The sequence below is a fragment of the Streptomyces sp. NPDC094147 genome (genome assembly GCF_044764265.1).
In the GTDB taxonomy this organism is placed as follows: Bacteria; Actinomycetota; Actinomycetes; order Streptomycetales; family Streptomycetaceae; genus Streptomyces.
In genome coordinates this window covers 115,151-139,592 of record NZ_JBIWHT010000013.1, presented here as the reverse complement: position 1 = coordinate 139,592, position 24,442 = coordinate 115,151, and the positions used below count along the sequence as shown (strand labels likewise).

19 protein-coding genes are annotated in these 24,442 nt (G+C 71.7%); 7 read left to right on the top strand and 12 right to left on the bottom strand.

The genetic code is table 11. The annotated features are described in order from the left end of the window. Positions 1 to 19: 19 nt before the first annotated feature. Positions 20 to 1,084 carry a polyprenyl synthetase family protein gene (locus tag ACIQ8J_RS20830; RefSeq protein ID WP_403273591.1) on the bottom strand — a complete coding sequence of 355 codons (1,065 nt, stop codon included), beginning with the start codon at positions 1,082 to 1,084 and terminating at the stop codon, positions 20 to 22. A 260-nt stretch (positions 1,085 to 1,344) separates the two neighbouring features. On the opposite strand from ACIQ8J_RS20830, the gene ACIQ8J_RS20825 reads away from it, so the two are divergent. The 3 genes from ACIQ8J_RS20825 (at position 1,345) to ACIQ8J_RS20815 (ending at position 6,011) form a co-directional block, all read left to right on the top strand. Further along, positions 1,345 to 2,988 (top strand): cytochrome bc complex cytochrome b subunit, encoded by a 1,644-nt coding sequence (locus tag ACIQ8J_RS20825; RefSeq protein WP_403273593.1) that lies wholly within the window; start codon positions 1,345 to 1,347, stop codon positions 2,986 to 2,988. Positions 2,989 to 3,100: 112 nt separating this feature from the next. Beyond that, positions 3,101 to 3,772: a DUF6445 family protein gene (locus ACIQ8J_RS20820; RefSeq protein ID WP_403273595.1), complete on the top strand. Its 672-nt coding sequence runs from the start codon at positions 3,101 to 3,103 to the stop codon at positions 3,770 to 3,772. Positions 3,773 to 3,947: 175 nt separating this feature from the next. Beyond that, entirely contained in the window at positions 3,948 to 6,011 is a 2,064-nt protein-coding gene (locus ACIQ8J_RS20815; protein ID WP_403273596.1) for a phosphocholine-specific phospholipase C, read from the top strand. A gap of 66 nt (positions 6,012 to 6,077) precedes the next feature. On the opposite strand, the gene metG is transcribed toward ACIQ8J_RS20815, so the two are convergent. Continuing rightward, on the bottom strand, positions 6,078 to 7,856 hold the full coding sequence (gene metG, locus ACIQ8J_RS20810) for a methionine--tRNA ligase (RefSeq protein ID WP_403273820.1): 1,779 nt from the start codon (positions 7,854 to 7,856) through the stop codon (positions 6,078 to 6,080). A 355-nt stretch (positions 7,857 to 8,211) separates the two neighbouring features. On the opposite strand from metG, the gene ACIQ8J_RS20805 reads away from it, so the two are divergent. Beyond that, positions 8,212 to 10,464 carry a glycosyl hydrolase gene (locus tag ACIQ8J_RS20805; protein WP_403273597.1) on the top strand — a complete coding sequence of 751 codons (2,253 nt, stop codon included), beginning with the start codon at positions 8,212 to 8,214 and terminating at the stop codon, positions 10,462 to 10,464. A gap of 26 nt (positions 10,465 to 10,490) precedes the next feature. On the opposite strand, the gene ACIQ8J_RS20800 is transcribed toward ACIQ8J_RS20805, so the two are convergent. The 7 genes from ACIQ8J_RS20800 to ACIQ8J_RS20770 all read right to left on the bottom strand — a co-directional run bounded on the left by ACIQ8J_RS20800 (position 10,491) and on the right by ACIQ8J_RS20770 (position 17,724). Next, entirely contained in the window at positions 10,491 to 11,366 is an 876-nt protein-coding gene (locus ACIQ8J_RS20800) for an NAD(P)-dependent oxidoreductase (protein ID WP_403273599.1), read from the bottom strand. Positions 11,367 to 11,518: 152 nt separating this feature from the next. Further along, a complete protein-coding gene (locus ACIQ8J_RS20795) occupies positions 11,519 to 12,289 on the bottom strand; it encodes a hypothetical protein (RefSeq protein ID WP_403273601.1) in 771 nt (256 codons plus the stop codon). Between the two features lie 35 nt (positions 12,290 to 12,324). Continuing rightward, the gene (locus tag ACIQ8J_RS20790; protein ID WP_403273604.1) at positions 12,325 to 13,620 is read right to left on the bottom strand and encodes a VWA domain-containing protein; all 1,296 of its coding nucleotides are present in this window, start codon (positions 13,618 to 13,620) and stop codon (positions 12,325 to 12,327) included. Positions 13,621 to 13,688: 68 nt separating this feature from the next. After that, the gene (locus tag ACIQ8J_RS20785; protein ID WP_403273606.1) at positions 13,689 to 15,110 is read right to left on the bottom strand and encodes an FAD-dependent monooxygenase; all 1,422 of its coding nucleotides are present in this window, start codon (positions 15,108 to 15,110) and stop codon (positions 13,689 to 13,691) included. Continuing rightward, on the bottom strand, positions 15,094 to 16,293 hold the full coding sequence (locus tag ACIQ8J_RS20780; RefSeq protein ID WP_403273607.1) for an MAB_1171c family putative transporter: 1,200 nt from the start codon (positions 16,291 to 16,293) through the stop codon (positions 15,094 to 15,096). Before ACIQ8J_RS20780 ends, ACIQ8J_RS20785 begins: the two co-directional genes overlap by 17 nt. 3 nt (positions 16,294 to 16,296) lie before the next feature. Next, positions 16,297 to 16,827 carry a toxin-antitoxin system, toxin component gene (locus ACIQ8J_RS20775; protein ID WP_403273823.1) on the bottom strand — a complete coding sequence of 177 codons (531 nt, stop codon included), beginning with the start codon at positions 16,825 to 16,827 and terminating at the stop codon, positions 16,297 to 16,299. A gap of 231 nt (positions 16,828 to 17,058) precedes the next feature. Next, positions 17,059 to 17,724 carry a helix-turn-helix domain-containing protein gene (locus tag ACIQ8J_RS20770; RefSeq protein WP_403273608.1) on the bottom strand — a complete coding sequence of 222 codons (666 nt, stop codon included), beginning with the start codon at positions 17,722 to 17,724 and terminating at the stop codon, positions 17,059 to 17,061. Positions 17,725 to 17,987: 263 nt separating this feature from the next. On the opposite strand from ACIQ8J_RS20770, the gene ACIQ8J_RS20765 reads away from it, so the two are divergent. Then, a complete protein-coding gene (locus tag ACIQ8J_RS20765; protein ID WP_403273610.1) occupies positions 17,988 to 18,749 on the top strand; it encodes a hypothetical protein in 762 nt (253 codons plus the stop codon). A gap of 148 nt (positions 18,750 to 18,897) precedes the next feature. Beyond that, a complete protein-coding gene (locus ACIQ8J_RS20760) occupies positions 18,898 to 21,018 on the top strand; it encodes a tetratricopeptide repeat protein (RefSeq protein WP_403273612.1) in 2,121 nt (706 codons plus the stop codon). A gap of 122 nt (positions 21,019 to 21,140) precedes the next feature. Here ACIQ8J_RS20760 and ACIQ8J_RS20755 read toward each other — a convergent pair whose 3' ends face one another. Continuing rightward, on the bottom strand, positions 21,141 to 21,461 hold the full coding sequence (locus ACIQ8J_RS20755; protein ID WP_403273613.1) for a hypothetical protein: 321 nt from the start codon (positions 21,459 to 21,461) through the stop codon (positions 21,141 to 21,143). Between the two features lie 280 nt (positions 21,462 to 21,741). Continuing rightward, positions 21,742 to 22,413, bottom strand: coding sequence for an NADPH-dependent FMN reductase (locus ACIQ8J_RS20750; RefSeq protein ID WP_403273615.1), 672 nt, complete (start codon positions 22,411 to 22,413; stop codon positions 21,742 to 21,744). Positions 22,414 to 22,609: 196 nt separating this feature from the next. On the opposite strand from ACIQ8J_RS20750, the gene ACIQ8J_RS20745 reads away from it, so the two are divergent. Beyond that, entirely contained in the window at positions 22,610 to 23,011 is a 402-nt protein-coding gene (locus ACIQ8J_RS20745; RefSeq protein ID WP_403273616.1) for a VOC family protein, read from the top strand. Positions 23,012 to 23,028: 17 nt separating this feature from the next. Here ACIQ8J_RS20745 and ACIQ8J_RS20740 read toward each other — a convergent pair. Further along, positions 23,029 to 24,442 (bottom strand): hypothetical protein (locus ACIQ8J_RS20740; RefSeq protein WP_403273617.1); only part of this gene is annotated, 1,414 nt, incomplete at its 5' end.

The window sequence follows — 24,442 nt, the reverse complement described above, 5'->3', positions numbered from 1 at the left end:
GTAGGGGGTGTCCGATGGCTCAGCCCGGCTGGGTCCCGGCGGTGCTCCTGGCCGGGCCCGGTGCGGCGGCCAGCGCCTCCAGCGCCCGTGTCACGAACTCGGCGAGCAGTTCCCGCCCTTCGCCGGACGGCAGCGTGTCCAGCGCCTCGACCGCCGAGCGCGCATGCCGGTCCGCCAGCGCGAGCGCCTCGCCGATCGCCCCGGACGTACGCAGAATCGCGGTCATGGCGGCCAGCGCCTGCGCCGGATCGGCACCTCCGTCGAGGCACGACTCGATCTCGCGGCGGGTCGGCCCGCAGGCGTCGCGATGCGCGAGGATGACCGGCAGCACGAGCCGCCCGTTCCTGATGTCGCTCGTCGGCGCCTTGCCCGCGCTGTCCGCGTCGCTGGTGTAGGCGAGCAGATCGTCGTGGACCTGGAAGGCGACGCCCAGATGGTCCGCGTACGAGACCAGGGCGGCGAGCTCGCCCGGACCGCCCCCGCCGAGAACGCCTCCCACCTCGCAGGCCGCCCGGAACAGCGCCGCCGTCTTCAGGCGGATCATCTCCAGATACGGGCCGACTTCGAACACCCGGCCCCCGGTGAGCTGCGACTCCAGGCTCTGGCCCCGGCACAGATCCATCCCGGCCCGCGCGATCGCGGCCACCGCCGTCACCACGCGGTCGGCCGGAACACCCCGGTCGCGGCACTCCGCCAGGCACTCGAAGAGCTGGAAGAACAGCAGGTCACCGGCGACGATGGCCTCGTTGACGCCGTATTTGCGATGGGCGGCGGGGCGGCCGCGGCGCACCGCGTCCGCGTCGATGATGTCGTCGTGGATCAGGCTGCCGACATGTCCGCACTCGGCGGCGACCGCCGCCGGAAGCACGCTCATCGGGTCGCCGCCGACCGCCTGGGCGCTCGCGAGCAGCAGACAGGGCCGGAACAGCTTCCCCGGCGGCAGCAGCGCATGCCGACACGCCTCGTCGACCAGGGCCGATCCCGTCGGCCGACGCGCTTCGAGCTCGCGTACCACCATCTCGCGCAGCCGGAACCCCGCCGCGAACGCCTCCGGTGCCCTGTGATCCGCTTCGATTTCGGTCATGTGCCGAGTCCCGTCTGTTGAGCGAGCCCGTCAAGACTGCGGAACGGCATTGTCGCCGACGCGTGCGCGAAAGAGCGGGAATGGCAGCGGTGTCGGCCGGCGCGGCAGCCGGGGACCGTCGCGGGAGCAGCACGCACCACACGTGCCGCCCGGATCCCGCACGCCATTTTCTGACGATTGCTCATATGCCTTTGCAGCAGGCCCTGTTGGCCACCACGGGGTGCCATGTCTACCCTGGTATCCGCCTGAGGGGGAGACGCATGAGCGGACGCATCGAGCGCACCCGGACCAGCGGACGGCCGGGCGAGCCCGGCAAGGGCGAGCGGCTGGCCGACTGGGCGGACGGCCGCCTGGGGCTCCACACGCTGGCCAAGGCCCAGATGCGCAAGATCTTCCCGGACCACTGGTCGTTCATGTTCGGTGAGATCTGCCTCTACAGCTTCCTCATCCTCATCCTGACCGGCGTCTATCTGACCCTGTTCTTCGAGCCGAGCGGCGTCGAAGTCGTCTACCACGGCTCGTACGTGCCGCTGAACGGCATCCGGATGACGCGGGCGTACGAGTCCGCGGTGGACATCAGCCTGGACGTGCGCGGCGGGCTGCTCATCCGGCAGATCCACCACTGGGCGGCGATCGTCTTCGTCGCCGGACTCCTCGTGCACATGATGCGGGTGTTCTTCACCGGCGCGTTCCGCAAACCGCGCGAGGTGAACTGGCTGTTCGGCTGGACGATCCTGATGCTCGCCCTGATCACCGGACTCACCGGCTACTCGCTCCCCGACGACATGCTCTCCGGCACCGGAATCCGCTTCGCACAGGGCGCGATCCTGTCCGTGCCCGTGATCGGAACGTACCTCTCGTTCTTCCTCTTCGGCGGCGAGTTCCCCGGCCACGACATCATCTCGCGGCTCTACCCGGTCCACGTCCTGCTGCTGCCCGGCATCATGCTCGGCCTGGTCGTGGTCCATCTGATCCTGGTCTTCTACCACAAGCACACCCAGTTCGCCGGGCCGGGAAAGACCGAGAACAACGTGGTCGGCGCGCCCTTCCTGCCCATCTACATCGCCAAGGCCGGCGGCTTCTTCTTCCTGGTGTTCGGGGTGCTCGCGGTGATGGGCGCGGTCGCCACCATCAACCCGCTGTGGGCGATCGGCCCCTACCGCCCCGACATGGTGTCCACCGGCGCCCAGCCCGACTGGTACCTCGGCTTCTCCGAGGGGCTGATCCGGGTCATGCCCGGCTGGGAGATCAACGCCTGGGGGCACACCCTCCAGCTCGGCGTCTTCATCCCCTTCACCCTCTTCCCGCTGATCATGCTGGCGATCGCCGTCTACCCGTTCTTCGAGGCGTGGGTCACCGGCGACAGACGCGAGCACCACATCGCCGAACGGCCGCGGAACGCGCCGACCCGCACCGGGATCGGCGTGGCCTGGCTGACCCTGTACGCGGTACTGCTCATCGGCGGCGGGAACGACCTGTGGGCCACCCACTTCCAGGTGTCGATCAACGCGATCACCTGGTTCGTACGGATCTCGGTCTTCGTCGGCCCCGCCATCGCCTTCGTCGTCACCCGGCGGTTCTGCCTGGGGCTCCAGCGCCGCGACCGCGAAAAGGCCCTGCACGGCCGGGAGTCGGGGATCGTCAAACTCCTGCCGCACGGCGAGTACGTGGAGGTCCACAACCCGCTCACCCAGGGCGAGTTGTACACGCTCACGGCGCACGAGCAGCCCCGGCCGTACGAGCTGGGTCCAGCCGTCGACGCCAACGGTGTCGTGCGGAAGTTCCGCCGCTCCGACCGGCTGCGGGCCCGGCTGTCGAAGGCCATGTACGGTCCGGGCGGCCAGATCCCCAAGCCGACGGCCGAGGAGTACCTGGAACTCAACCGGGGCGAAGGCCACCACTGACCGCGCGACCGCCCCCGCTCGCCCCGTGGCCAGGACCAATTCCCCTCCGTTGGTGAAAGGTTGACCCTTTCATTGGAGAGTGGAAACGCGACCCGCCAGTATGGTCGGCCGCATGCCCCCCAACCGTCCGGTGCTCCCGGTCCTCCCCTATCGCAAGCCCAAACTCGGCCGGGACTACTGGGTGTTGGACGACGTACTGCCCAATGTGGACGAGGTCAGGGCACGCTGCGTGGCCAAGGACGACTGGGTGGAGGGCTACCCGCACAAGCCCGAGTCCTGGCCGGGCCTGCGCACCATGCCGGGCCTCGCGCCCGCCGAACTGGCCCGGGTCGAGCGCCTGGTCAAGCAGCACACCGGCGCCAAGGAGCTGTGGCAGGCCACCGCCCCCGGCGGCGCGACCCTCAACCACAACTGCATCCAGGTCGTCGGCGCCGGTGAGAGCGAACCGCGCCCGCACACCGATTCGCGGGCGCTGTGCCGGTACGCGGCGGTGCTCTACCTCAATCCGCAGGCGCCCAAGGACTGCGGGACGAGTTTCTTCCGGCAGAGCCTGCCCGGCGGCGTCCTGGGCGGCAACATGGTCACCGCGCCGCACAACAATCTCGTGGAGGCGCTCGGTACCCGGTTCGTGCCGCCGGACTCCTTCACCGAGGACGTGCGGGTCGCGCACCGCTACAACCGGCTGCTGCTCTACACCGCCAACACCATGCACAGTGCCACCGGTTACTGCGGCAGCACCATCGAGGACAAGCGGATGACCGCGGTCTTCTTCTGGATGGCGTAGCGGCGGAACCCGGCCGCCGGCCGACCCGAGAGCGCCCGCGCGACACATGGGGTTTCTATTCGCTTCCCGTACACCGAAGCGTCACAGTGACGGCATGGGGGCTTTCGCATCCCTGGGTGTTCTTGTTACATCCCTTTCGCCCCCTGTCCCCTCACGCTTGCAGAGGCCCCCACTCATGGCTGAACTCAACCGGCGCCGGTTCATGCAGCTCGCGGGCGGCACCGCCGCCTTCGCCGCGCTGTCGCAGAGCATCGCGCGGGCCGCCGCCATCCCGGCCGCGGGCAAGACCGGCACCATCCAGGACGTCGAGCACATCGTCGTCCTGATGCAGGAGAACCGGTCCTTCGACCACTACTTCGGTTCCCTGAAGGGCGTGCGCGGCTTCGGTGACCCGCGGCCCGTCACCCTGCCCAGCGGCAAGTCGGTGTTCCACCAGACGGACGGCGCCAAGGAGGTGCTGCCGTTCCGCCCCAAGGCGGACAACCTGGGCCTCCAGTTCATCCAGGACCTCAACCACGACTGGACCGGCAGCCACAAGGCGTTCAACAACGGCAAGTACGACCAGTGGATCCCGGCGAAGACGGCCACGACGATGGCCTACCTCACCCGCGAGGACATCCCGTTCCACTACGCGCTCGCCGACACGTTCACCATCTGCGACGCCTACCACTGCTCGTTCATCGGCTCCACCGACCCGAACCGCTACTACATGTGGACCGGCTACACGGGCAACGACTCCACGGGCGGCGGGCCGGTCCTCGGCAATGACGAGAAGGGGTACGGCTGGACCACATACCCCGAGCGCCTGGAGAAGGCCGGGGTGTCCTGGAAGATCTACCAGGACGTGGGCGACGGGCTCGACGCGGCCGGCGGCTGGGGCTGGATCAACGACGCCTACCGGGGCAACTACGGCGACAACTCCCTGCTGTACTTCAACAACTACCGCAACGCCAAGCCCGGCGACCCGCTGTACGACAAGGCCCGTACCGGCACCAACGCCAAGAACGGCGACGGGTTCTTCGACCACCTCAGGGCCGACGTCAAGGCCGGCACCCTGCCCAAGGTCTCCTGGATCGCCTCGCCCGAGGCCTTCACCGAGCACCCCAACTGGCCCGCGAACTACGGCGCCTGGTACATCTCGCAGGTCCTGGACGCGCTCACCTCCAACCCGGCGGTGTGGGCCAAGACGGCGCTGTTCATCACCTACGACGAGAACGACGGCTTCTTCGACCACGTGGTCCCGCCGTTCGTGCCCTCGGGCGCCTCCCAGGGCCTCTCCACGGTCGCGACGGGACCCGACTACTTCCCGGGCAAGGCGGGCTACGCGGCCGGGCCGTACGGGCTCGGCCAGCGGGTGCCGATGCTCGTCGTGTCGCCGTGGAGCACCGGCGGCTACACCTGCTCCGAGACCTTCGACCACACCTCGATCATCCGGTTCATGGAGAGCCGCTTCGGTGTGCACGAGCCGAACATCTCGCCCTGGCGGCGCGCGATCTGCGGCGACCTCACCTCGGCCTTCGACTTCGGCCGTACGAACGCCTCGGCCCCCGCGCTGCCTTCGACCGCCGCGTACATTCCGCCGGACCACAACCGGCACCCCGACTTCGTGCCGACACCGCCCGCGACCGGCACGCTCCCCAAGCAGGAGCGGGGCGCCCGCCGCACCCGGCCGCTGCGGTACGCGCCCGTGGTGGACGGTGCGGCGAACGTGAGCGCCGGCAAGTTCACGCTCACCTTCGGCGGCGGCGCCTCGGCCGGAGCCCAGTTCCTCGTCACCTCGGCCAACCGTACGGACGGGCCGTGGACGTACACGACGGAGGCGGGCAAGACGATCTCCGACACCTGGAACACGGCCTATTCGGGCGGGGTCACCGACCTCAGCGTGTTCGGCCCCAACGGCTTCCTGAGGACGTTCAAGGGCCCCGGAAAGACCGCGGGCCCCGAGGTCACCGCCCGCCACAACGCGCACACCGGCAACCTCGACCTGACCATGACCAACGCGGGCAGGGCCACCGTCCACCTGAAGGTCGCGAACGCGAGCGTCTACGGAGGCGGGACGCAGACCTTCACCGTGGCCGCCGGCGCGACCGTCAAGCACACCTTGGACCTGCGCGGCAGCAAGAGCTGGTACGACGTGTCGGTGACCTCCGTCGCCGACGCCGCCTTCCTGCGCCGGTTCGCCGGACACGTCGAGACGGGCGCGACGGGTGTGAGCGACCCGGCGCTGATCACGGCCTGATCATCACCGCCTGAAAGAGCGAGGGCCCTGCCGGATGTCCGGCAGGGCCCTCGGTTCGTCTGCGGCTCAGGCCTCGTCGGCGCCGCCGAAGCGCTCACGGTAGGACTCCAGGTCCTCCTCCGTGATCTTCGCGAAGAGGACCGGCGGGACCGTGAAGGCCGTACCGGCCGGAACCGCGTCCAGGGCCCTGGCCTGCTCCGGGGTCACCCACGTCGCGGTGTCATCGGTCAGCGCGAAGGCGGAGCGCATGGCCTGCGCCGAGGCCGGGATGAACGGCTCGGAGACCACCGAGTAGAGGTGGATCAGGTTCATCGCCGTGCGCAGCGTCAGCGCCGCGGCCTCCGGGTCGGTCTTGATCTCCAGCCAGGGGGCCTTCTCCTCCAGGTAGGAGTTGCCCGCGGACCACAGCGCACGCAGCGAAGCGGCCGCCTTGCGGAACTGGAGCGCCTCCATGTGGCCCTCGTACTCGGCGAGCAGACCGGCGATCTCCTCGCCCAGCTTCGCCTCAGCGGGCCCGGCCGCGGCGCCCGCCGGGACGTCGTCGCCGAACCGCTTGCGCGAGAACGACAGGACCCGGTTCACGAAGTTGCCGAGCGTGTCCGCGAGGTCCTTGTTGACCGTGGCGGTGAAGTGCTCCCAGGTGAACGACGTGTCGTCGGACTCCGGGGCGTTCGCCATCATGAAGTAGCGCCAGTAGTCGGCGGGCAGGATCTCCAGGGCGTCGTGCGTGAAGACGCCGCGGCGCTGCGAGGTGGAGAACTTGCCGCCGTAGTAGTTGAGCCAGTTGAAGGCCTTGACGTAGTCGACCTTCTTCCACGGCTCGCGCACCCCCAGCTCGGTCGCCGGGAACATCACGGTGTGGAACGGGACGTTGTCCTTGCCCATGAACTCGGTGTAGCGGACGGTCGCGTCGGCCTGGTACCACCACGACTTCCAGTCGCGGTTCGCCGGGTCCAGGTCGGACCACTCCTTCGTCGCGCCGATGTACTCGATCGGAGCGTCGAACCAGACGTAGAAGACCTTGCCCTCGGCGGCCAGCTCCGGCCACGTGTCGGCCGGGACCGGCACGCCCCACTCCAGGTCACGCGTGATCGCGCGGTCGTGCAGCCCCTCGGTCAGCCACTTGCGGGCGATGGACGACGCGAGCTGCGGCCACTCCCCGCCGACCCGGTCGATCCACTCCTCGACCTCGCTCTGGAGCTTCGACTGGAGCAGGAACAGGTGCCGGGTCTCGCGGACCTCCAGGTCGCTGCTGCCGCTGATCGCGGAGCGGGCGTCGAGGAGGTCGGTCGGGTCCAGGACACGGGTGCAGTTCTCGCACTGGTCGCCGCGCGCCTTGTCGTAGCCGCAGTGCGGGCAGGTGCCGACGATGTAGCGGTCCGGCAGGAAGCGGTCGTCGGCGATCGAGAAGACCTGGCGGATGGCCCGCTCCTCGATGAAGCCGTTCTCCTTCAGCTTCCGCGCGAAGTGCTGGGTGATCTCCACGTTCTGCTGCGAGGAGCTGCGGCCGAAGTAGTCGAAGGCCAGCTGGAAGCCGTCGTAGATCGCCTTCTGGGTGTCGTGCGCCTGCGCGCAGAACTCGGCGACGGAGAGCCCGGCCTCCTTCGCGGCCAGCTCGGCGGGGGTGCCGTGCTCGTCGGTGGCGCAGATGTAGAGGACCTCGTGTCCGCGCTGGCGGAGGTAGCGCGCGTACACGTCCGCCGGAAGCATCGACCCGACCATGTTGCCCAGGTGCTTGATCCCGTTGATGTACGGCAGCGCGCTGGTGATCAGGTGTCGAGACATCCTCGGATGCTCCTCTTTGTTCGTGCGTACGGCACCGCGGCGAGGCCACGGCGAACCCAGGTCGGGAGGCCCCCGAGAAGAGGATCACGCCTGATGACGCCCCGACCGGTGGACGCAGCCATGCTATCGAACCGGCCGAGCCCCGCTCGCCGGAGTTTTGCGGGTGCGGCGCCGGACGGGTCGGCAGCACCGCGCGGCGGATCCGGCCCATCCGCCCGCAGCGGGGGCCGGGGTCGCCGTCGTGGCGTGAACGCGACAGTTCGGCTTCTCAACCACTGGTGCCACTGCGGCAGTTGATGAACACTCTCTCCCCGGTGCGCCCGTCGCGTGACAAGCGGCGAAGGCCATCGGAAGCCGTCGGAAAGCTCTTCCAGTCGACGTGCTCCGGCCCCGCCGGACGCGGAAGGAGCAGGCCATGCGTGCTTGGAGATCGGGCGGAGCGCGGGTCACCGCCGCCCTGGCCCTCGCGATTGCCGGACTACTGGTCCCGGGGGCCCACGCGGCCGGCGCCGGAACCCAGGAGGACGACGCGGACGGCGGGCCCGCGGCGCCCGCCGAGTACAGCTACGTACAGAAGGCGGTCCCCGGGCAGCCGCTGCCCCGGCACGCCTACGACACCGCGGCGGCCCAGGCGGCCGCGCTGCACGCCACCCCCGGCACCTGGCAGCCGGCCGGACCCACCAACATCGGCGGCCGGGTCGTCTCGCTGGCCCTCGACCCGGACCGCCCCGACACCGTGTACGCGGCCGCCGCCAGCGGCGGCCTCTGGCGCTCGGACGACGCCGGAAAGAACTTCGAACCCCTCTGGCCCGACCGGCAGACCCAGGCCATGGGCGCGATCGCCGCCGCCCCGGACGGCACCCTCTACGCGGGCACCGGTGAACCGAACCCCGGCGGCGGCAGCATCACCTACGAAGGCACCGGGATCTACCGCTCCACCGACCACGGCCGGAACTGGCAGCCGGCCGGGCTGCGCGACTCCGGGGCGGTGGGCGCCATCGACGTGGACCCGCGCAGGCCGCGCCGGGTCCTCGCCGCGGCCACCGGCTCGCTCTACACCGCGGGCGGCGACCGGGGCGTCTACCTGTCGGACGACGCGGGCTCCTCCTGGCGGCGGGTGCTCGACGTACCCAACGGATACACCGGCGCCGTCGACGTGCAGCGCGACCCCGCGAACCCCGAGCGCGTCTACGCCGTCCTGTGGGACCACCGGCGCGTACCGGACCAGCGCACTTACGGCGGCACCGGCTCCGGGGTCTTCCGCTCCGACGACGGCGGCGCCCACTGGCGCCGGCTCGGCGGCGGCCTCCCCACCGCCGACTCCGGCCGGATCGGACTCGGCATCGCCCGCTCCGAACCCGGCCGCCTGTACGCGATGGTCGGCGCCACCGACGGCACCTTCGGCGGCTTCCTCACCTCGGCCGACGGCGGCGACACCTGGTCCCGGCTGCCCGCCAACCCGGCGCTCACCGACTCCCAGTCCAGCTACTCCTGGTGGTTCGGCAAGGTCTGGGTCGACCCCGCCGACGCCCGCCATGTGCACGTGGCCGGAGTCGCCCTGATGACCACCAAGGACGGCGGTACGACCTGGACGGCCGAGGAGAACGCCGTCCACGCCGACCAGCACGCCATGATCTGGGACCCCCGCCACCCGGGCCGCCTCTACCTCGGCAACGACGGCGGCGTCTACCGCTCCGACGCGCGCGGCGACGGCGGCTGGACGAAGGCCGTGTACGAGCCGTGGACGCAGCTCTACACCGTGGCCGCCACCCCGCAGGACACCACCCGGATCTCCGGCGGCGCCCAGGACAACGGCTCCGTCCGCTCCTGGGGCGGCCCCCGCTTCAACGAGTACCTCGGCGGCGACGGGCTGCAGAACCTGATCGACCCGAGCGACCCGAACAAGGTGTACGCCTGTTACCAGTACGGGAGTTGCTTCCGCTCCACCGACGGCGGCACCACCCTGACCGAGTACACCGACTCCACCACCGCCGACCGCCGCAACTGGCTGACACCCGTTCAGTTCGACCCGGTTCACCCCAACACCCTTTACTACGGCGGCAACCGGCTCAACCGCTCCACCGACGACGGCGCCACCTGGCAGCCCATCAGCCCCGACCTCACCGGCGGTCCGGGGCACGACGGCTACCCGTACGGAACCATCACGACCGTCGCCGCCGCCCGCGACGGAAAGACCGTGTGGGCCGGCACCGACGACGGCCGGGTGTGGCTCACCAGGGACCTCGGCGGACACTGGACCCAAGTCCTCGCCGGACAGCCCTGGGTGACCCGCGTCGCGGTCGACCCCGCCGACCCGGCCACGGCGTACGTCTCCCTCTCCGGCTACCGCGCGGGCTCCGCCCAGCCCCATCTGCTGCGCACCGACAACGCGGGCGCGAGCTGGACCGACCTGTCGGGCAACCTGCCGCAGGCGCCGGTGAACGACGTGGTGCCCGGCGCCGGGGGAGTGCTGTACGTCGCCACCGACCAGGGTGTGTTCGTCGGCGCGCGGTACGGGTCGGGCGGGGCCGACGGGCGGGGCCACTGGCTCCGGCTCGGCGGCGGGCTGCCGCTGGTCCCGGTCTGCGACCTCGCCTACGACCGTACGAACCACCGCCTGGTGGCGGCGACCTTCGGCCGCGGCTTCTACACCTTCCGCGCGCCGTAACCCCGCCCTCGCTGTCCGGACACCCCCTAGGCGCGGCCCGCGAAGTAGCTCGCGATCATGTCCTCGCCGCCGTGGCCGGACGCCTCGGCCCGGCTGAACCGCTCGGCCGAGGCCGCCGTCAAGTCGAGCCGTACGCCCGCCTGTTGGGCCGCTTCCAGGATCAGCCGGGTGTCCTTCAGGGCCGTGGTGAGGGTGAAGCTGGGCGTCAGGTCGCCGGTGAGCACGGCGGCGGCCTTGGTGTGCAGGTAGGCGGTGTCCAGCGGGCCGCCGGCGATCGCGTCGAGGAACAGGCGGGGGTCCACGTGGAGTCCCTCGGCGAGGCCGAGGCACTCGGCGACGGCGCCGACCAGATTGATCACCCAGGTGTTGGCGACGAGCTTGAGACGCGACGCCCCGCCCGGGTCGTGGCTCACCCAGACGGTCCGCCGCCCGATCGCGTCGAGCACCGGCGCGAGGCGCTCGCGCGCTTCGGGAGGGCCGGAGACGAAGACCGTCAGCCGGCCCTCCTCGGCCGGCTGCCGGGTGCCGAGGACCGGGGAGTCGAAGTAGACCACCCCCAACTCAGCTGCCCGTGCGGCCAGTTCTAGCGTGGCGTCCGGTCCGACGGTGGCGGTCTGGAGCCACAGCTGACCCGGGCGCAGGCCGGTGGAGGCCGCGCTGAGGGCGGCGGCGACGGACGGGCCGTCGTTCAGTGCGGTGAGCACCACGTCGGCGCCGCGCACCGCCTCGTCGGCGCCCGTGTGCACACTCGCCCCGTCGTCGGCCAGCGCCTGCGCCTTGGCCGGGGTCCGGTTCCAGACCCGCACGGGCAGCCCGGCCCGCAGCAGACTGCGGGCCATGCCGGACCCCATGAGGCCGGTGCCGAGTACGGCGACGGTGGGCGTGCTCGAAACTGAGGACACGATGGACTCCTTGCGGGTGGTGGCGCTCGGTCGCGTACCTCCGAGTCTCGTACGGACGGGGTGGTGCGGGGGTGCAGGGCCGCGCCGGAATATGCGGCTGCCCACCGCCCCTGGGGTGGGGCGGTGGGCAGGGAAGCGGGGCGAGGGCGCGCTCACACCCCGCGCGGCACGTGCGAGGGGCGGCCGCGGCCGCGGGTCAGGGCGTAGCCGCCCACGCCCGCGAGTGCGGCAAGGAGGCCGCCCGCGCCCGTCCACACCCAGCGGTCGGTCCACCAGCCCGAGGCCCAGCCGCCGTCCGGCCGGACCGCGGACTTCGCGCCGAGCGGCGTGGCCAGCTTTCCGTCCACGGCATGGGCGCCGCCGGTGTCCAGGACCGTCGGCTCGACCTCCGCCTTGAACGGCAGGCCCCGGTCGGCGTCGGGCAGCGAGACGGCCGTCAGCCGGATGTAGTAGCTGCCCGGCAGCGGGTCGTTCGACCAGGTGTCGGCATAGGCCACGGTCGGCCGCAGCGTGCAGGAGAGCTCGACGGTGGCCGCGTCCTGGGCCGCGGACCGGGACTGCGTCCCGTACATGCAGGGCTGGCGGCGGCGCAGCCCGTCGTACACGTCGACGCGCCAGGTGGCGTCGCCGTGCCGGGTGGCCGCCTCGGGGAGCGTGACCTTGGCCGTGACCGTCGGGCGCTGCCCGGCGTCGGCCGGGAACACCCAGTACAGGTAGTCACCGGTCGACGCGGATGCGGTCGCCCGCTGGCCCTGCTGGACGGCGACCGCGGTACGGAACGCGGTACCGGCCTCGGTGGGCGCCGCGCCGCTCTTGGACGCGGAGGGGCTCGGCGACGGAGAGTCGGCGAGCGCGGGCGTCGCGCCGCCGACGAGCGCCGCGCCCAGCAGCGCCACCGCCGTCAACATCCGTACGGTACGCATCAGTTGGCCCCCGGAGTGAGATGTGTTCTTCGGCATCAGCGGGTCCGCCAGACCGCGATGCGCCAGCGCGAGATCCAGCCCCACACCAGACCGGCGACCAGGCCCGTCAGCGCGAGGGCGCCGAGCAGCCACCAGCCCCGGCCGAGGCCGAAGGAGGCGACGTCCGAGGCGCGGTCCGGTCCGTCCACCACGTCGATGGCGAGCTCGACCGGCAGACCCGGGTCGGTCTTGACGGAGGGCGCCGCCGAGAAGGAGTTGGAGACCTGGAGGCACACGGACTCGGGTGTCGACTTGCCCGCCGAGTCGCCGGCTGGGGCCTTGGGGTAGCGCAGCCCCGTGGAGATGAGGTCGGTGCGGCCGTCACCCGCCTCCGAACCCCGCACGATCTCCCGGCCGCTCGCGGTCACCGCCCGCAGCAGCACGCCGTAGTCCGGGTTGACCTGCCGGTCGGCGCCGACGCTGACGGAGGCGCGCAGCTCCTGGCCGGGCAGCACGTCCACCTTGTAGGCGCGGTGCTCGGCGAACTTCTCGCGGTCCGCGTACAGGCCGGGCTTGAGCTGCGGGGCGTTCTCGCAGCTCGCGGTGCCGGTGGTGGCGACGGGCACGGCGACCGGGTCGGCCGCCCGGTCCACCAACTGCTTGACCTTGCCGGTGAGTTGGTCGCTGTGCTGCACCGAGGTGTAGGTGCCGCCGGTGGCCTCCGCGATGCAGGTGAGCTGCTGGCGGGTCTTGTCGTCCGGGATCAGGCCGAGGGTGTCGATGGTGAGGTGGATGCCCTGGGCGGCGATGTCGCGGGCCACCTCGCAGGGGTCGAGGGGCTGGCAGGTGTCCTCGCCGTCGGTGATGAGCACGATGCGGCGGGTGGTGTCACCGCCCTTGAGGTCCTCGGCGGCGCCCTGCAGCGCCGGGCCGATGGGGGTCCAGCCGGTGGGCACGAGGGTGGCGACGGCGGTCTTCGCCTCGGTACGGTCCAGCGGCCCGACCGGGTAGAGCGCGCGGGTGTCCTTGCAGCCCACCTTGCGGTCCTCGCCGGGGTAGTTGGCCCCCAGGGTGCGTATGCCGAGCTGGACCTCCGGCGGGACCGCGTCGAGAACCTCGTTGAACGCCTGCTTGGCGGCGGCCATCCGGGACTTGCCGTCGATGTCGGTGGTCCGCATGGAACCCGAGACATCGAGGACGAGGTCGACCTTGGGCGCCGCCTTCTCGGCGGACTGCCCGTCGGGGCGGCCGGCCGCGGAGGCCGGGGCCGTGTCCACGGCCGGGAGGATGCCGGTGGCGAAGGTGGCGACCAGCGCGCACACTCCGGCCGCCAGCCGTTTTCTGGTGATCATCGCCGGATCTTATGGAAGATCGAACGAGGCCCCAAATCCCGGGACCCGGCGAGGGTCCGCGGCCCCCGCTACGGCGTCTTCTGCGGGCTCCGCACCAAGGCCAGTTCACGGTCCGTCAGCGGAGGGACCGTCAGTTTCGGCAGTACGGGGCCGCGCAGGACCGCCAGGACGACACGAGGCCTGGCGAGCGCCGCTAGGGGGGCCGACAGCGTCATCACCTCGAAGAGCGACCTGGTGACCACGGGGTGCCCGGTCGCGGTGAGCAGCAGTCGGTCCACGTACCGCCGCAGCAGTCGTGCGGTGGGGCCCGGCTGCTTGCCGATCGCGCCGGGGTAGAGGATGTCCTGCCCGACGGCGAGGTCCCAGGCGAGGGAGACGGGGCGGGCGACGGCGCGCTGGACCCGGCGCGCGAGCCCGGGAGTGCCGAGGCCGTGGGCCGCCAGGTTTCCGCGCAGCGCCAGAGCGCCCTGCGCGGCCACCGACATGCCGTGCCCGTAGACCGGGTTGTAGGTGGCCACGGCGTCGCCGAGCACGACGAAGCCGTCGGGCCAGTTCTTGACCTTCTCGAAGAAGTACCGCCGATTGACGGTGCTGCGCGAGACCACCACATCGCTGAGGGGTTCGGCATCCGCGATCAGCTCCCCGACCACGGGATGCCGCACCGAACGGGCGAAGGCCTCGAACTCCTCGGCGGCGCCGGTCGGCTGGCCGCCGCGGGTACCCGACAGCGTCACCAGCCAGCGGCCGCCCTCGATGGGCACGATCGTGGTGGTGCGGCCCGGAATCGGCTCGCGGGCGTCCGACTGCACATTGACGAGCGGAAAGTCCGAGGCGCCCGCCGGAGCGCTGAACATCCGGCTGGCGTAGGCGAGGCCCGAGTCGACCTTCTCCTCGCGCGGCTGGTTGACACCCAGTCCGCGCAGCCAGAGGGGGGCCCGCGAACCGCGCCCCGACGCGTCCACCACCAGGTCGGCTTCGAGGCCCCGTTCCTCGCCGTCGGCCGTCCGCACGCGTACGCCCGTGACCCGCGCCGCGCCACCCTCCAAGGAGAGCAGCTCGGTGTGGTGCAGCACCTTCACCCGGGCGTCGGCGGTGACCTGCTCGCGTACCACCCAGTCGAGCAGATCGCGGCTGCAGGCGATCATGAACTGCATCTCGGGCCAGCGGCGCAGCCAGCCCTGCGACTGCATGGAGACCAGACCGGTCGGCAGCGCGATGCGCCGCGCCCCCGCCGCCAGCCACCGCTTGTTGACCCCGGGCAGCAGCTCCTCCATGGCGCGGGCCCCGCCGGACCACAGCAAATGGGCGTGGTGGGCCTGCGGAAGCCCCTTGCGGGGCACCGGCCCGTCCGGCAGCCCGTCACGTTCGACGACGGTGATCTCGTCTGCGTACCCGCTCAGCGCGGCGGCGGCCAGCATCCCGGCCAGCCCACCGCCGATCACCACGGCACGACGGGTGGGACCTCTGCGGGGGCTAACGCATTCGCTCATGAACTTCGCTCTCTGGCCTGGCCGCGTGCCCGGGGGCCGCCGCGGTGTGGGGTGGCTGACGCAGGACGAGGGAGATCCGTACCAGATCACGAGTGCCCTCGGTGGCGGCGGGCTCGGCGTCCTGGGCCGCGTCGAGGACCGTGCCCTCCGGGTCGGCGGTGCGGGCCCGGACCGCTGTCGTCACCATCGCCGCGTCGGCCACGGCCTGAGCCTGCTCGGGATCGGCCCCGGCCGCGACGGCCGCGGCGCGGGTGCGCGAGTGGACTTCCGGGTCGAAGTAGGGGTGCAGGGCGAGCAGACCGTCGTGTATGTCGGACTCGCGCCGGGTCAGGGACAGTTCGGCCGACGACCACCAAGGGATGCGCACCGAGCGGGCGTTGCGGGGGCTCACCTTGTTCAACTCGCGCCACAACGGGCCCAGTTGGCGGTAGGTGGCCCAGGTGTGCCAGCTGTCCGCGAGCCGTTGGCAGACCAGGGGCAGACAGAACCCCACCGCGCTGACCTGGGCGCCGCAGGAGGCCAGGATCGGCGCGGTGTTGGTGCTCAGCCCGTCCCAGTCGGTACCGCCCCACCGGGCGAAGACGGCGGCGAACTTGGTGATGGCGTACAGGGTGTTGAACGAATAGCCGACCACGATGATCAGCAGTCCGACCCGGAGCCAGCCGTGCACCTGGAGCGCCCAGCGCAGACACAGGTAGTTCATCGTGACGCCGGACATGGTGATGCCCATGAGGTACAGCACGATCATCTCGCGGATGTACGGCGTGGTGGCGTAGTACGTATCCAGGTCGCGCAACCGCTCGACGGGGGCGTCCCCGAGGACGAACAGCGTCACGAGCGCCACGATGAGCACGCTGAAGCCGACGCACCACCGGCGGGAGGTGCGGCGGATCTCCTCCGCCGGACCGCCCCGCCAGTTGACGATCAGGACGAGACAGGACGCGCTGAACGCGCTGAGCAGCGAATAGACCAGCGGGGCCGAGAAGTTGGCGACGCCGGTGAGCCGATTGACCTCGGCGATCGTCGGAGGCGCGGCGAAGAAGAACACCAGACCGGCCAGCGCGAGCAGCGCGCAGACCGCCCGCAGCAGCGGATCGGTCCAGGCCCGCACCAGCGAGGGAGCCTTGAAGGCGAGGGCGACCCCCATCGCCGCGGCCGGTATGTAGTAGCTCGACCCCTGCACGCCTCAGCCCTGCGGCCCGCGGTACCCCAGCGAGGCCTCGATGCGGCCGGCGAGGATGTCGCGGCGTACCGGACCGCGCATGCCCGAACCCGTGAGCCAGGGACGGCACTTGCTGCCGAGCAGCAGGCCGAAGCTCTCCGCGTCCATCTCCTCGGAGAGGTGGGAGCGGGTGCGCGCCGCCACTTTGCGCACCGCCGCGTGCAGGTCGGCTCCCTCCGCGAGGAGCCGGGCGGCGACCGCGGCGCCCTCGACGTGATGGCTGCTGTGGCCCGCGTTCATGTGCCACAACTCATGCCCGAGGATGACCAGTTGATGGTCGGGAGCGGTGCGTTCCTCCAAGACGACGAGGTCGCGGTCGGCCATGTCCAGCCACAGCCCGCTGGCGGTGCCGGGCGGGAACGCCGCCATGCGGAACTCGACGGGGCGGCCCCGGCGTTTGCTCATGCCCTCGCACAGGGCGGCGTACAGAGCGGGCGGCTCCGCCGGGGCGGGGACCGTGATTCCCGCGACCAGCTCGCCGCACAGCCGGCGCATCTCCTTGCCTATGCCCACCGTTCTCCCCGCCAGCCGTTCATGGAGCAGCACTTCGTCGAGCAGCCCGTCACTGTCCAGCACTCTGCCGAGCCGTGCCGGATAGATCCAGTCAACATTGAGCCGGAGTTCGTTGAACTCGGCATCATTCCCAGGCCGAAAACGACCGGGCGGCGACGGCCGGACCTGCGTGAGGGTGCGGCGGAGCGCCGCCGCGCCGAGGGCAGGGCCATGTCAGGACTCCGACCGCTTGACGCTCTCCAGGAGCATGTCGAGCCACTCGGTGACCTTGTCGCGGTGCTTGTCGGTGGGGAGTTGGGCGGCCCGCCAGGCGATGCCGCGCACCCCGTGGTCCTGGAGCAGCCGCTCCAGCGCGTCGCCGCCCGGCGCGCCGGTGAGCGTCACCTCGCGCTCGCGGCCCGCGAGTTGCTGGAGCAGCTCCTGCTCGGTGCGCAGCAGCGCGCCGCCCAGCGCGTCGGTGTCATCCGCGGTCAGGAATCCGGCGTGGACGCCGAAGAACCGCTGGATCGCGTCGCAGTGCTCCATCGTCGGGCGCCGGTCGCCGTTGATCAGCGCGCCCGCCTGCTGGCGCGACATGCCCGCGCCGTCGGCGATCTCCTGCTGGGTGTGCGGGCGGCCGTTGGGCTTGCGCCGTGTGCTGCGCAGCAGACCGAAGCGCTGCAAGAAGCGGGCCTGCAGATCGGGTTCACCGGCCGGCCGGCCTTCGAGCAGCGCGCCCACCACCTCGGCCGGAACGCCCGAGGCCTCGGAGAGCCGGTGGATGTCGAAGACCTCCGCGGGACTCATTCCGAGCTTTCCGGCGAGCTCGGCCACCCGGGCGACGACGGCCGCGAGGGGGCCCGTGGCCGCCGGTCCCGGAACCAAGAAGCCGTCCGTCACCAGTAGTTCTCCTAGATCATGCGAGGTCGGTGGGCACAACAGTGGATGCTCCGGAGGCTAGCGGGTCCCGGCAACAACAACCAGAACTTGCCACATCTGTGGCGCAATTGAAGCTTAGGGGGGCCGGAATGCCACAATGCTTGACATCATCGTAGCGGCGGTATCAGGATCGCAACGCGGGGTGAAGATCGCCCTCCGAGCCCGAGGCGGGCCCGAAGGCCGGCCGCCGCACTCGCGGGCCAGCAAGAGGAGTCGCGTACTCGATGGCGGAAGAATCGGTGGCGAAGGATTCGGTGACGAAGGTTCCGGCAGTGCACGCCCTGGTGGTGGGGCGCCCGTTCGCCCTGGTCCAGGAGTCCGCCGAACAGCAGACGGCCGCGGGGGAGCGGGCCGCCGACGACACGACGACCGTGAGAGCCGGCACTCCGGAGCTGCCGGGCGACCCCGAGCTCGCGGCCTACGTCCACGACTACTTCGCGATGACGGACGCGCTGCCCTTCCCGTCCGTCGTCCTCGACCGGGGCTGGGGCGTGGCCCACGCCAATCCGGCGTACGACGCGCTCTTCGGCGGCGTCGGCCCGCACCCCACCGCCATGCCGGGCCACAACTTCCTGCGCTTCGTCCTGTTCCACCCGGACGCGGCCGACGTGCTCGCCGAGCACGAGACCGCCTGGTGCCTGCCGATGCTGGCCCAGTTCGCCGAGGCGTACGCCGAGGACGAGAGCGCTCCCGGGCTGCGCGACATCCGCCGCGAGATCGCCGACGACCCGATCATGGACGCGGCCTTCCGCCTCGGCCTGCCGCACTGGGTCAGGATGGTGGGCGACGCCGCCGTGCACCACGACGGAGCGCTGCGGCACGTGCGCCACCCGGAGCGCGGCCGCAGCGGCTGCCGACTGGTCTGCGAATCCCCGCGCACGCTGGCGTCGGCCGGGCTGCGCCGGCTGACCCTGGTGCTGCGCGAGACCGAACCAGCCCCGGCCCGGCGCGGCCGCGCCCACCTCAGCGTGGTGCCGACCGGCTAGCGGGACCCGCCGGACACCCTCCAGCGCCTCTCCGGCGGCGTCCGGACCGAACCGTTTCGGCCAAACCCCGGCCAACACGGCCTGCCGCAAAGGATGTTGCTAGCGTTGCCGCGGCAGGCGGGACGGTAGGCGAATCGGGGGGCGGGACATGCTGGATCCCACGTCGGAGGCGGCCATCGTCGCCGTACTCGGAGCGGTCGGCTCGGGACTCGCCAACGAAGCGGGCAAATGGGCCTGGGAGACGGCCGGCGGCCTGGTCCGGCGCATCGTCGGCGGCGAGGTCCGCGCCCCGCGCGGACGCGACGAACTGGAGGGCGTCGCCCAGCAGGTGCACGACGCCGTACGCCGTGACCCCGCCCTCGCCCGCGCCTGGACCGCCTTCGCGCGCACCGCCCCACGCCCCGGCCACCCCAGCCGGGTGCCCGCCCTGCACGCCTCCACCCGCTTCTTCACCGACCGCGACAGCGAGCGCAGGACCCTGAGCCGCGAGGCCTTCCGCAAGGCGGACGGCCGGCCCCGGGTGGCCGTGCTGCACGGCCCGCAGGGCATCGGCACCAGCGCCCTCGCCCTCCACTGGGGCTGCACCCAACTGCGCCGCTTCCCCGACGGTCAGCTGTACCTCGACCTCCGCGGCACCGGCCTCCCCTCGGGCCCCGACCCGTCGACCGTACTGCGCCTGCTGCTCGGGCAGTTCGGCGTCCCGGCCGCCGAGATCCCGCCCGGCCACGACGACCGCCAGGCGCTGCTGCGCGCGTGCACGGCGGACCGGCGGCTGCTCATCGTCCTCGACCACGCCCGGTCCGCCGCACAGATCCTTCCCGTACTCACCTCCGCGCCCGGCGTGTTCGTCATCGTGGTGGCCCGGCATCCGCTGCCCGGCCTGGACGCGGTGGGCATCCCGGTCGGGCCGCTCGCCGACAAGGACGCGCGGCGGCTGCTCGCCGAGGTCGCCAAGGCGGGCAACATGACGCTGGACCGGGCCGCGCTGCCCGCCGTGCTCGCCCGCTGCGCCGGTTCCCCCTTCGCGCTGCGCGCCGCCGCGGCCCGCCTGACCGCGCGGCACTGGCGGCAGGAGACGCACCCGGGCGGCGACGCGGCCCGCACGGCGGTCGCCGACTCCGTCCGCGCCCTCGACGCGGACACGGCGCGTGCCCTGCGGCTGCTCGCCCAGCGCGACTGGCCCGCCATCGGCGTGCCGATGGCCGCGGCCGCGCTCGGCCTCGACGAACCGGAAGCCGAACGCCTCCTGGCGGAGCTGGCCCACAGCAGCCTCGTGGAGAGCGCCACCAGCGGCAGGTACTGCATCAGACCCCTGATCCGCGAGTACGCCGCGACGGAGGCCCTGCGCGAGGACGGGCTGGCCGCCACCGAGGAGGCCGTGCGCCTCGCGATCCGGTGGTGTGTCACCTTCGCGGAGCCCGCGAGCGCGGCCGCGCTCCGCCAGGGCTGGCGCCTGGGCGAACCGAGGGAGCCGACGCCGGAGCGGGACCGTTGCGCCGACCCGGGCGAGGCGCTGACGGCCCTGCACGACGAACTCGGCAATCTGCTCCAATCCATCGAAGCCGCAGAGGAGTTGGGCGATCCGGACGCCGTCTTCCGGCTGAACCAGGCGCTGTGGCCGGTACAGCTCAAGATGGGCTGCCACGACGAACTGCTCCCCGCGCTGCGGGCCGGCGTGCGAGCCACCGAGGCCCGTGACCCCGACAGCCGGGAGGCCGCCCGCATGCACACCCTGCTGGGCCTCAACCTCACCGAACTCCGCCAGTACACCGAGGCCGAGAGCGCTTTCACCTCGGCCGCCCGCGCCGAACGGGCCGCCGGACACACCCGGGGCCACGCCACCGCCGTCGAATCCCTCGGGCTGCTGCGCCTGCGCGAGTGGCGCTTCCAGGAGGCGTACGACTGCTTCGAGACGGCGGACCGCATCCTCGACGGCATCACCGCCGACGGCGAAGGCAGCCGCGATCTGCCGCGCGCCCGCGCCCTGTTGGAACGCCACCGGGGCCGCGCGCTGCGGGGCCTGGGGCAGTGGGAGGAGGCCGAGACCCGGCTGGAGAGCGCTCTCGCCTTCTTCCGGAGCACGGGCGAGGCCTACAACACGGCCCGCACGCTCACCGACCTCGCCGAGACCTACGACGCGAGCGGACGCCCCTCGGATGCACTGCCGCTGATCGACGAGGCGACGGAGGCCCTGCGGAACGAGCAGGCGGAGTACCACCTGATCCATCTGAGGGCGCTGCGGGAGCGGTGCGTGGGGGAGATGCAGTAGTCGGCGGGGGTCGGGCCCGTGTGCGGACGGATGTCACGCCGTCCGGGGAACTGAGGGGGCGCAGCCAATTGACTGCGCCCCCCTGAGGCCCGAAGGCCTGCACATCAGATGATCCAGACGTGTCAGCCGTAGGTCTCGATCCACATGTCGAGGGCCCCGCCGCCGCCCGCCGAGCAGTTCAGGACCGAGGCCCACTCCTGACCCATGGAACGGCCGCCCTCCGAGCCCTCCATGCCCGTGTGAACGCCACCGACGTTGGCACAGCTGCCGTGGACCTTCCAGCGGCCGTTGCCGCTGTCGCACCAGCCGATGCCGTTTCCGTTGTTGGCGGTCCAGGTGTGGCAGTTGGTCGCCGCACTAGCCGACGGCGCGGCAAAGAGCATCGCTCCGGCCACCACGGCCAGCGCGGCGGATGCGGTTCCTGCGAAACGCAGACGTGACATGACAACTCCCCTTTGATGTCGCGTGAGGTGTTCCCGCTCGGCCGTACGCACGCCGCTGCTCAGCCGGCGGCCAGGCACGAGGGGGTGGACCGCTGGTGGTCGGCCAGCGCTCCGTACAACCGTATGCAGCGGAGTGCCCTCCGAACATCAACCAGACCCTCCCCCGCACCGTCCCACCACCGTCCCAAGCCCCTGACCTGCGACTTGGGACGTCCCGAACGGCTGAAGTAGGGACGCCCGCCCGCGGCAGCGCCACCGGCTCCGGCGTCCGCTCGCCACCTCAGTCCTGGGTGCGCTGGGTGACCGGGGCGTCCGTGCCGTCGCCCAGGAACTCGTACCAGCGACGTCGCAGGCATACGTAACGGGTGTCGGCCTCCACCAGCCGCAGGAAGGAGTCCACCGCGTCCGCCAGGCGCTCCTGGAGGCCGGAGTCGGCCAAGTCGCCACTCTCGGTGAAGCCCTCGTGTGCCTTGGCGAGACTGAACATGTCGGGATAGACGCGGGTGCCGAGGTGTTCCAGCGGGACCCGGAGCGCCCACAGTCCCCGGTTCCCTCCGACCATGGAGGGCGAGGCCGAGACGAGCAGCGCGTGCTTGTCCTTGAAGGGCTGGGGCCGGACACGCGAGACCCAGTCGACGGCGTTCTTCAGTACCCCGGGCACCGACGCGTTGTACTCGGGAGCGGAGATCACGAACGCGTCGCACGCCGCCAGGCGCCCGTGCAGGGCCAGTGCGCCCGGCGGCAGTCCCTCGGTCGTCTCGACGTCCCCGTCGTAGACCGGCATGGCGAACTCCCGCATATGGGCGAGGTCGACTGTCGTGTCCGCGCGTTCCACCAGCCGGGCGACGAGTGAGGCAAGGCGGCCGTTGAGGGAATCGGCGCGCAGCGAGGCCCCGAAGACGAGGACTCTGACGGGCCCACGTCCTGGCTCGTGCGCTGTGTCTGCGGCCATGACGGAATCGGACCTCCACGGATCGAACGGACGACGGTGGATCACGGGTCGCCTGCCCATACTGGCTCTCCTTCGCACCCCCGGCGACTCGGCAGGCGCATGCGGCTCCGGTGGCGCGACGGGCACAAAACCCGACGATGGGAGAGAAGGGCCACCCCCGAGCGGCGGGGATCCGTCCCGAGGAGGTGTCGTCGCTGTGAGCGTGTTCCCGGCTGAGGACATGGAAATGACTCGGTTGCTCGTCGTTTCCGACGTCGCGGCTTCGCGGCAGTGGTACGAGGAGGTGCTGGGGGCGCACGTCCACAGCGAGTACGAGTCCGCGTGCGTGCTGAGCCTGCTGGGCGGCTGGCTGCTCCTGGTCGCGGCTGGTGGCCCGACCGAGGACAAGCCCACCGTGACGATGGCGCCGCCCGAGGACGCCGACCGGGTCAGCGCCGAGCTGATCTTTCGGGTACGCGACTGCCGCGGCGCGTATGAAACCCTCCGGACGCGTGGGGCGCATTTCCTCACTCCGCCCGTGGACCGCGGCTACGAGATCCGGGCATTCTTCCGCGACCCCGACGGACACCTCTTCGAAATCAGCGAACTGGTCGCCTGATCCCACCAGCAAACCGGTCAGCCGGTGACCGTCACCCGGTGCACGGTGTCTCCCGAACGGACGACCAGCCCGTGTCGGGCTGCCTGCTCGACGGTCCGGCCCGCCGCCAGCCAGGCGTGCAGGGCCGAGGCCGAGGCGGCCGGGTCGGCCCCCTCCGGATCGCCGACGAGGCGCATCGGCGTCCCGCCGCGCAGGCGCGCCGTGCATTCGCCAGGGCCCGTGATGTACGCGGCGAGCGACGCGTGCGGGTGGCGGTCCAGCACCTCCGCCGTCCACCGCGCGGGTGTTCCGTACCGGAGGTCGTCCGCTGCTCCGTCCTGCAACAGGACGTCGGCCAGGGCGAGTTGACCGGGGTCGCGGGTGTCCTCGTGGACGGCAATGTGGGCGTACCCGTCACCGTCCGGCTCGTACCGCGGGTCGGCGTACCGGGTGACGGAGACCTCGTCCGGGTCGGTCCTCACCCGGGTGAGGACTCGCAACGGTGCGGTGAGGGACGGGTGTTGGTACGGGGGCAGCCGAAGGCGTTCGAGGAGTGCGGGCGTCTGCGGCTCGGGGATGCCGATCAGCCGGTAGAAGAGGCTGCGCAGCAGCACCGCCGATCCGCCGGGTGCGGAGGTCGTGAGACGGGCCGGCCCCGGGAGCGGACGGTGCTTCGCTACCAGGTCGTCCAGTTGAGCGGCGAGCGGCGCATGCGGATCGAACCGCGGTGCGTGCCGTACGAATTCGGCCACCGGCGAGCTCGGGTCGAGCCCGTCCAGCGGGGTCGCGCCGAGCAGTACGGGGGTTCCCAGAGCAGCCGCGTAGTAGCTGACCGAGCCGTGGTCGCCGATGACCGCGTCCGCCGCGAGCAGCGCCTGCCGCCAGTCGTGCAGGGGGTCGACGAGCGTGAGCCCGCCGCGCAGCGCCCGGTCGAGCCAGGCCCGGATCTGCCCGGGGCCGTGGCCGTGCCAGATGTTGGGGTGCAGCACGGCGGCGACCCGGTACTCATCGGCGGGCAGTTCCGCGGTGAGCCGGGGCAGCAGCGACGGAAGGACGTCGTCCGCGCCGCCGTCGCCGAAGAGCGACTCGGGGTTCCAGGTCGAGTTCAGCAGAATCAGACGCTGACCCCGGCGCATGCCGAGCGCCCGTCGGAAGCGCTCCCTGTACGGGCGGGCCGCCAGCATCCGGTCGAAGCAGGGATCTCCCGCGAGCGCCGCGGCGGGAACGGCCTCGGGACAGGCGACACGCAACCGGTCCAGCTGCTCGGGGTGCGAGAGAACCATGGCGTCCACGACGGGCATGCCGTCGTGCAGCAACCACTCGGGGGAGAGCCCGAAGACGGGCGCCGCCGTGAGCCTGTCCGGCTGTCCGGCTGTCCGGCTGTCCGGCTGTCCGGCTGTCCGGCTGTCCGGCTGTCCGGCTGTCCGGCTGTCCGGCTGTCCGGCTGTCCGG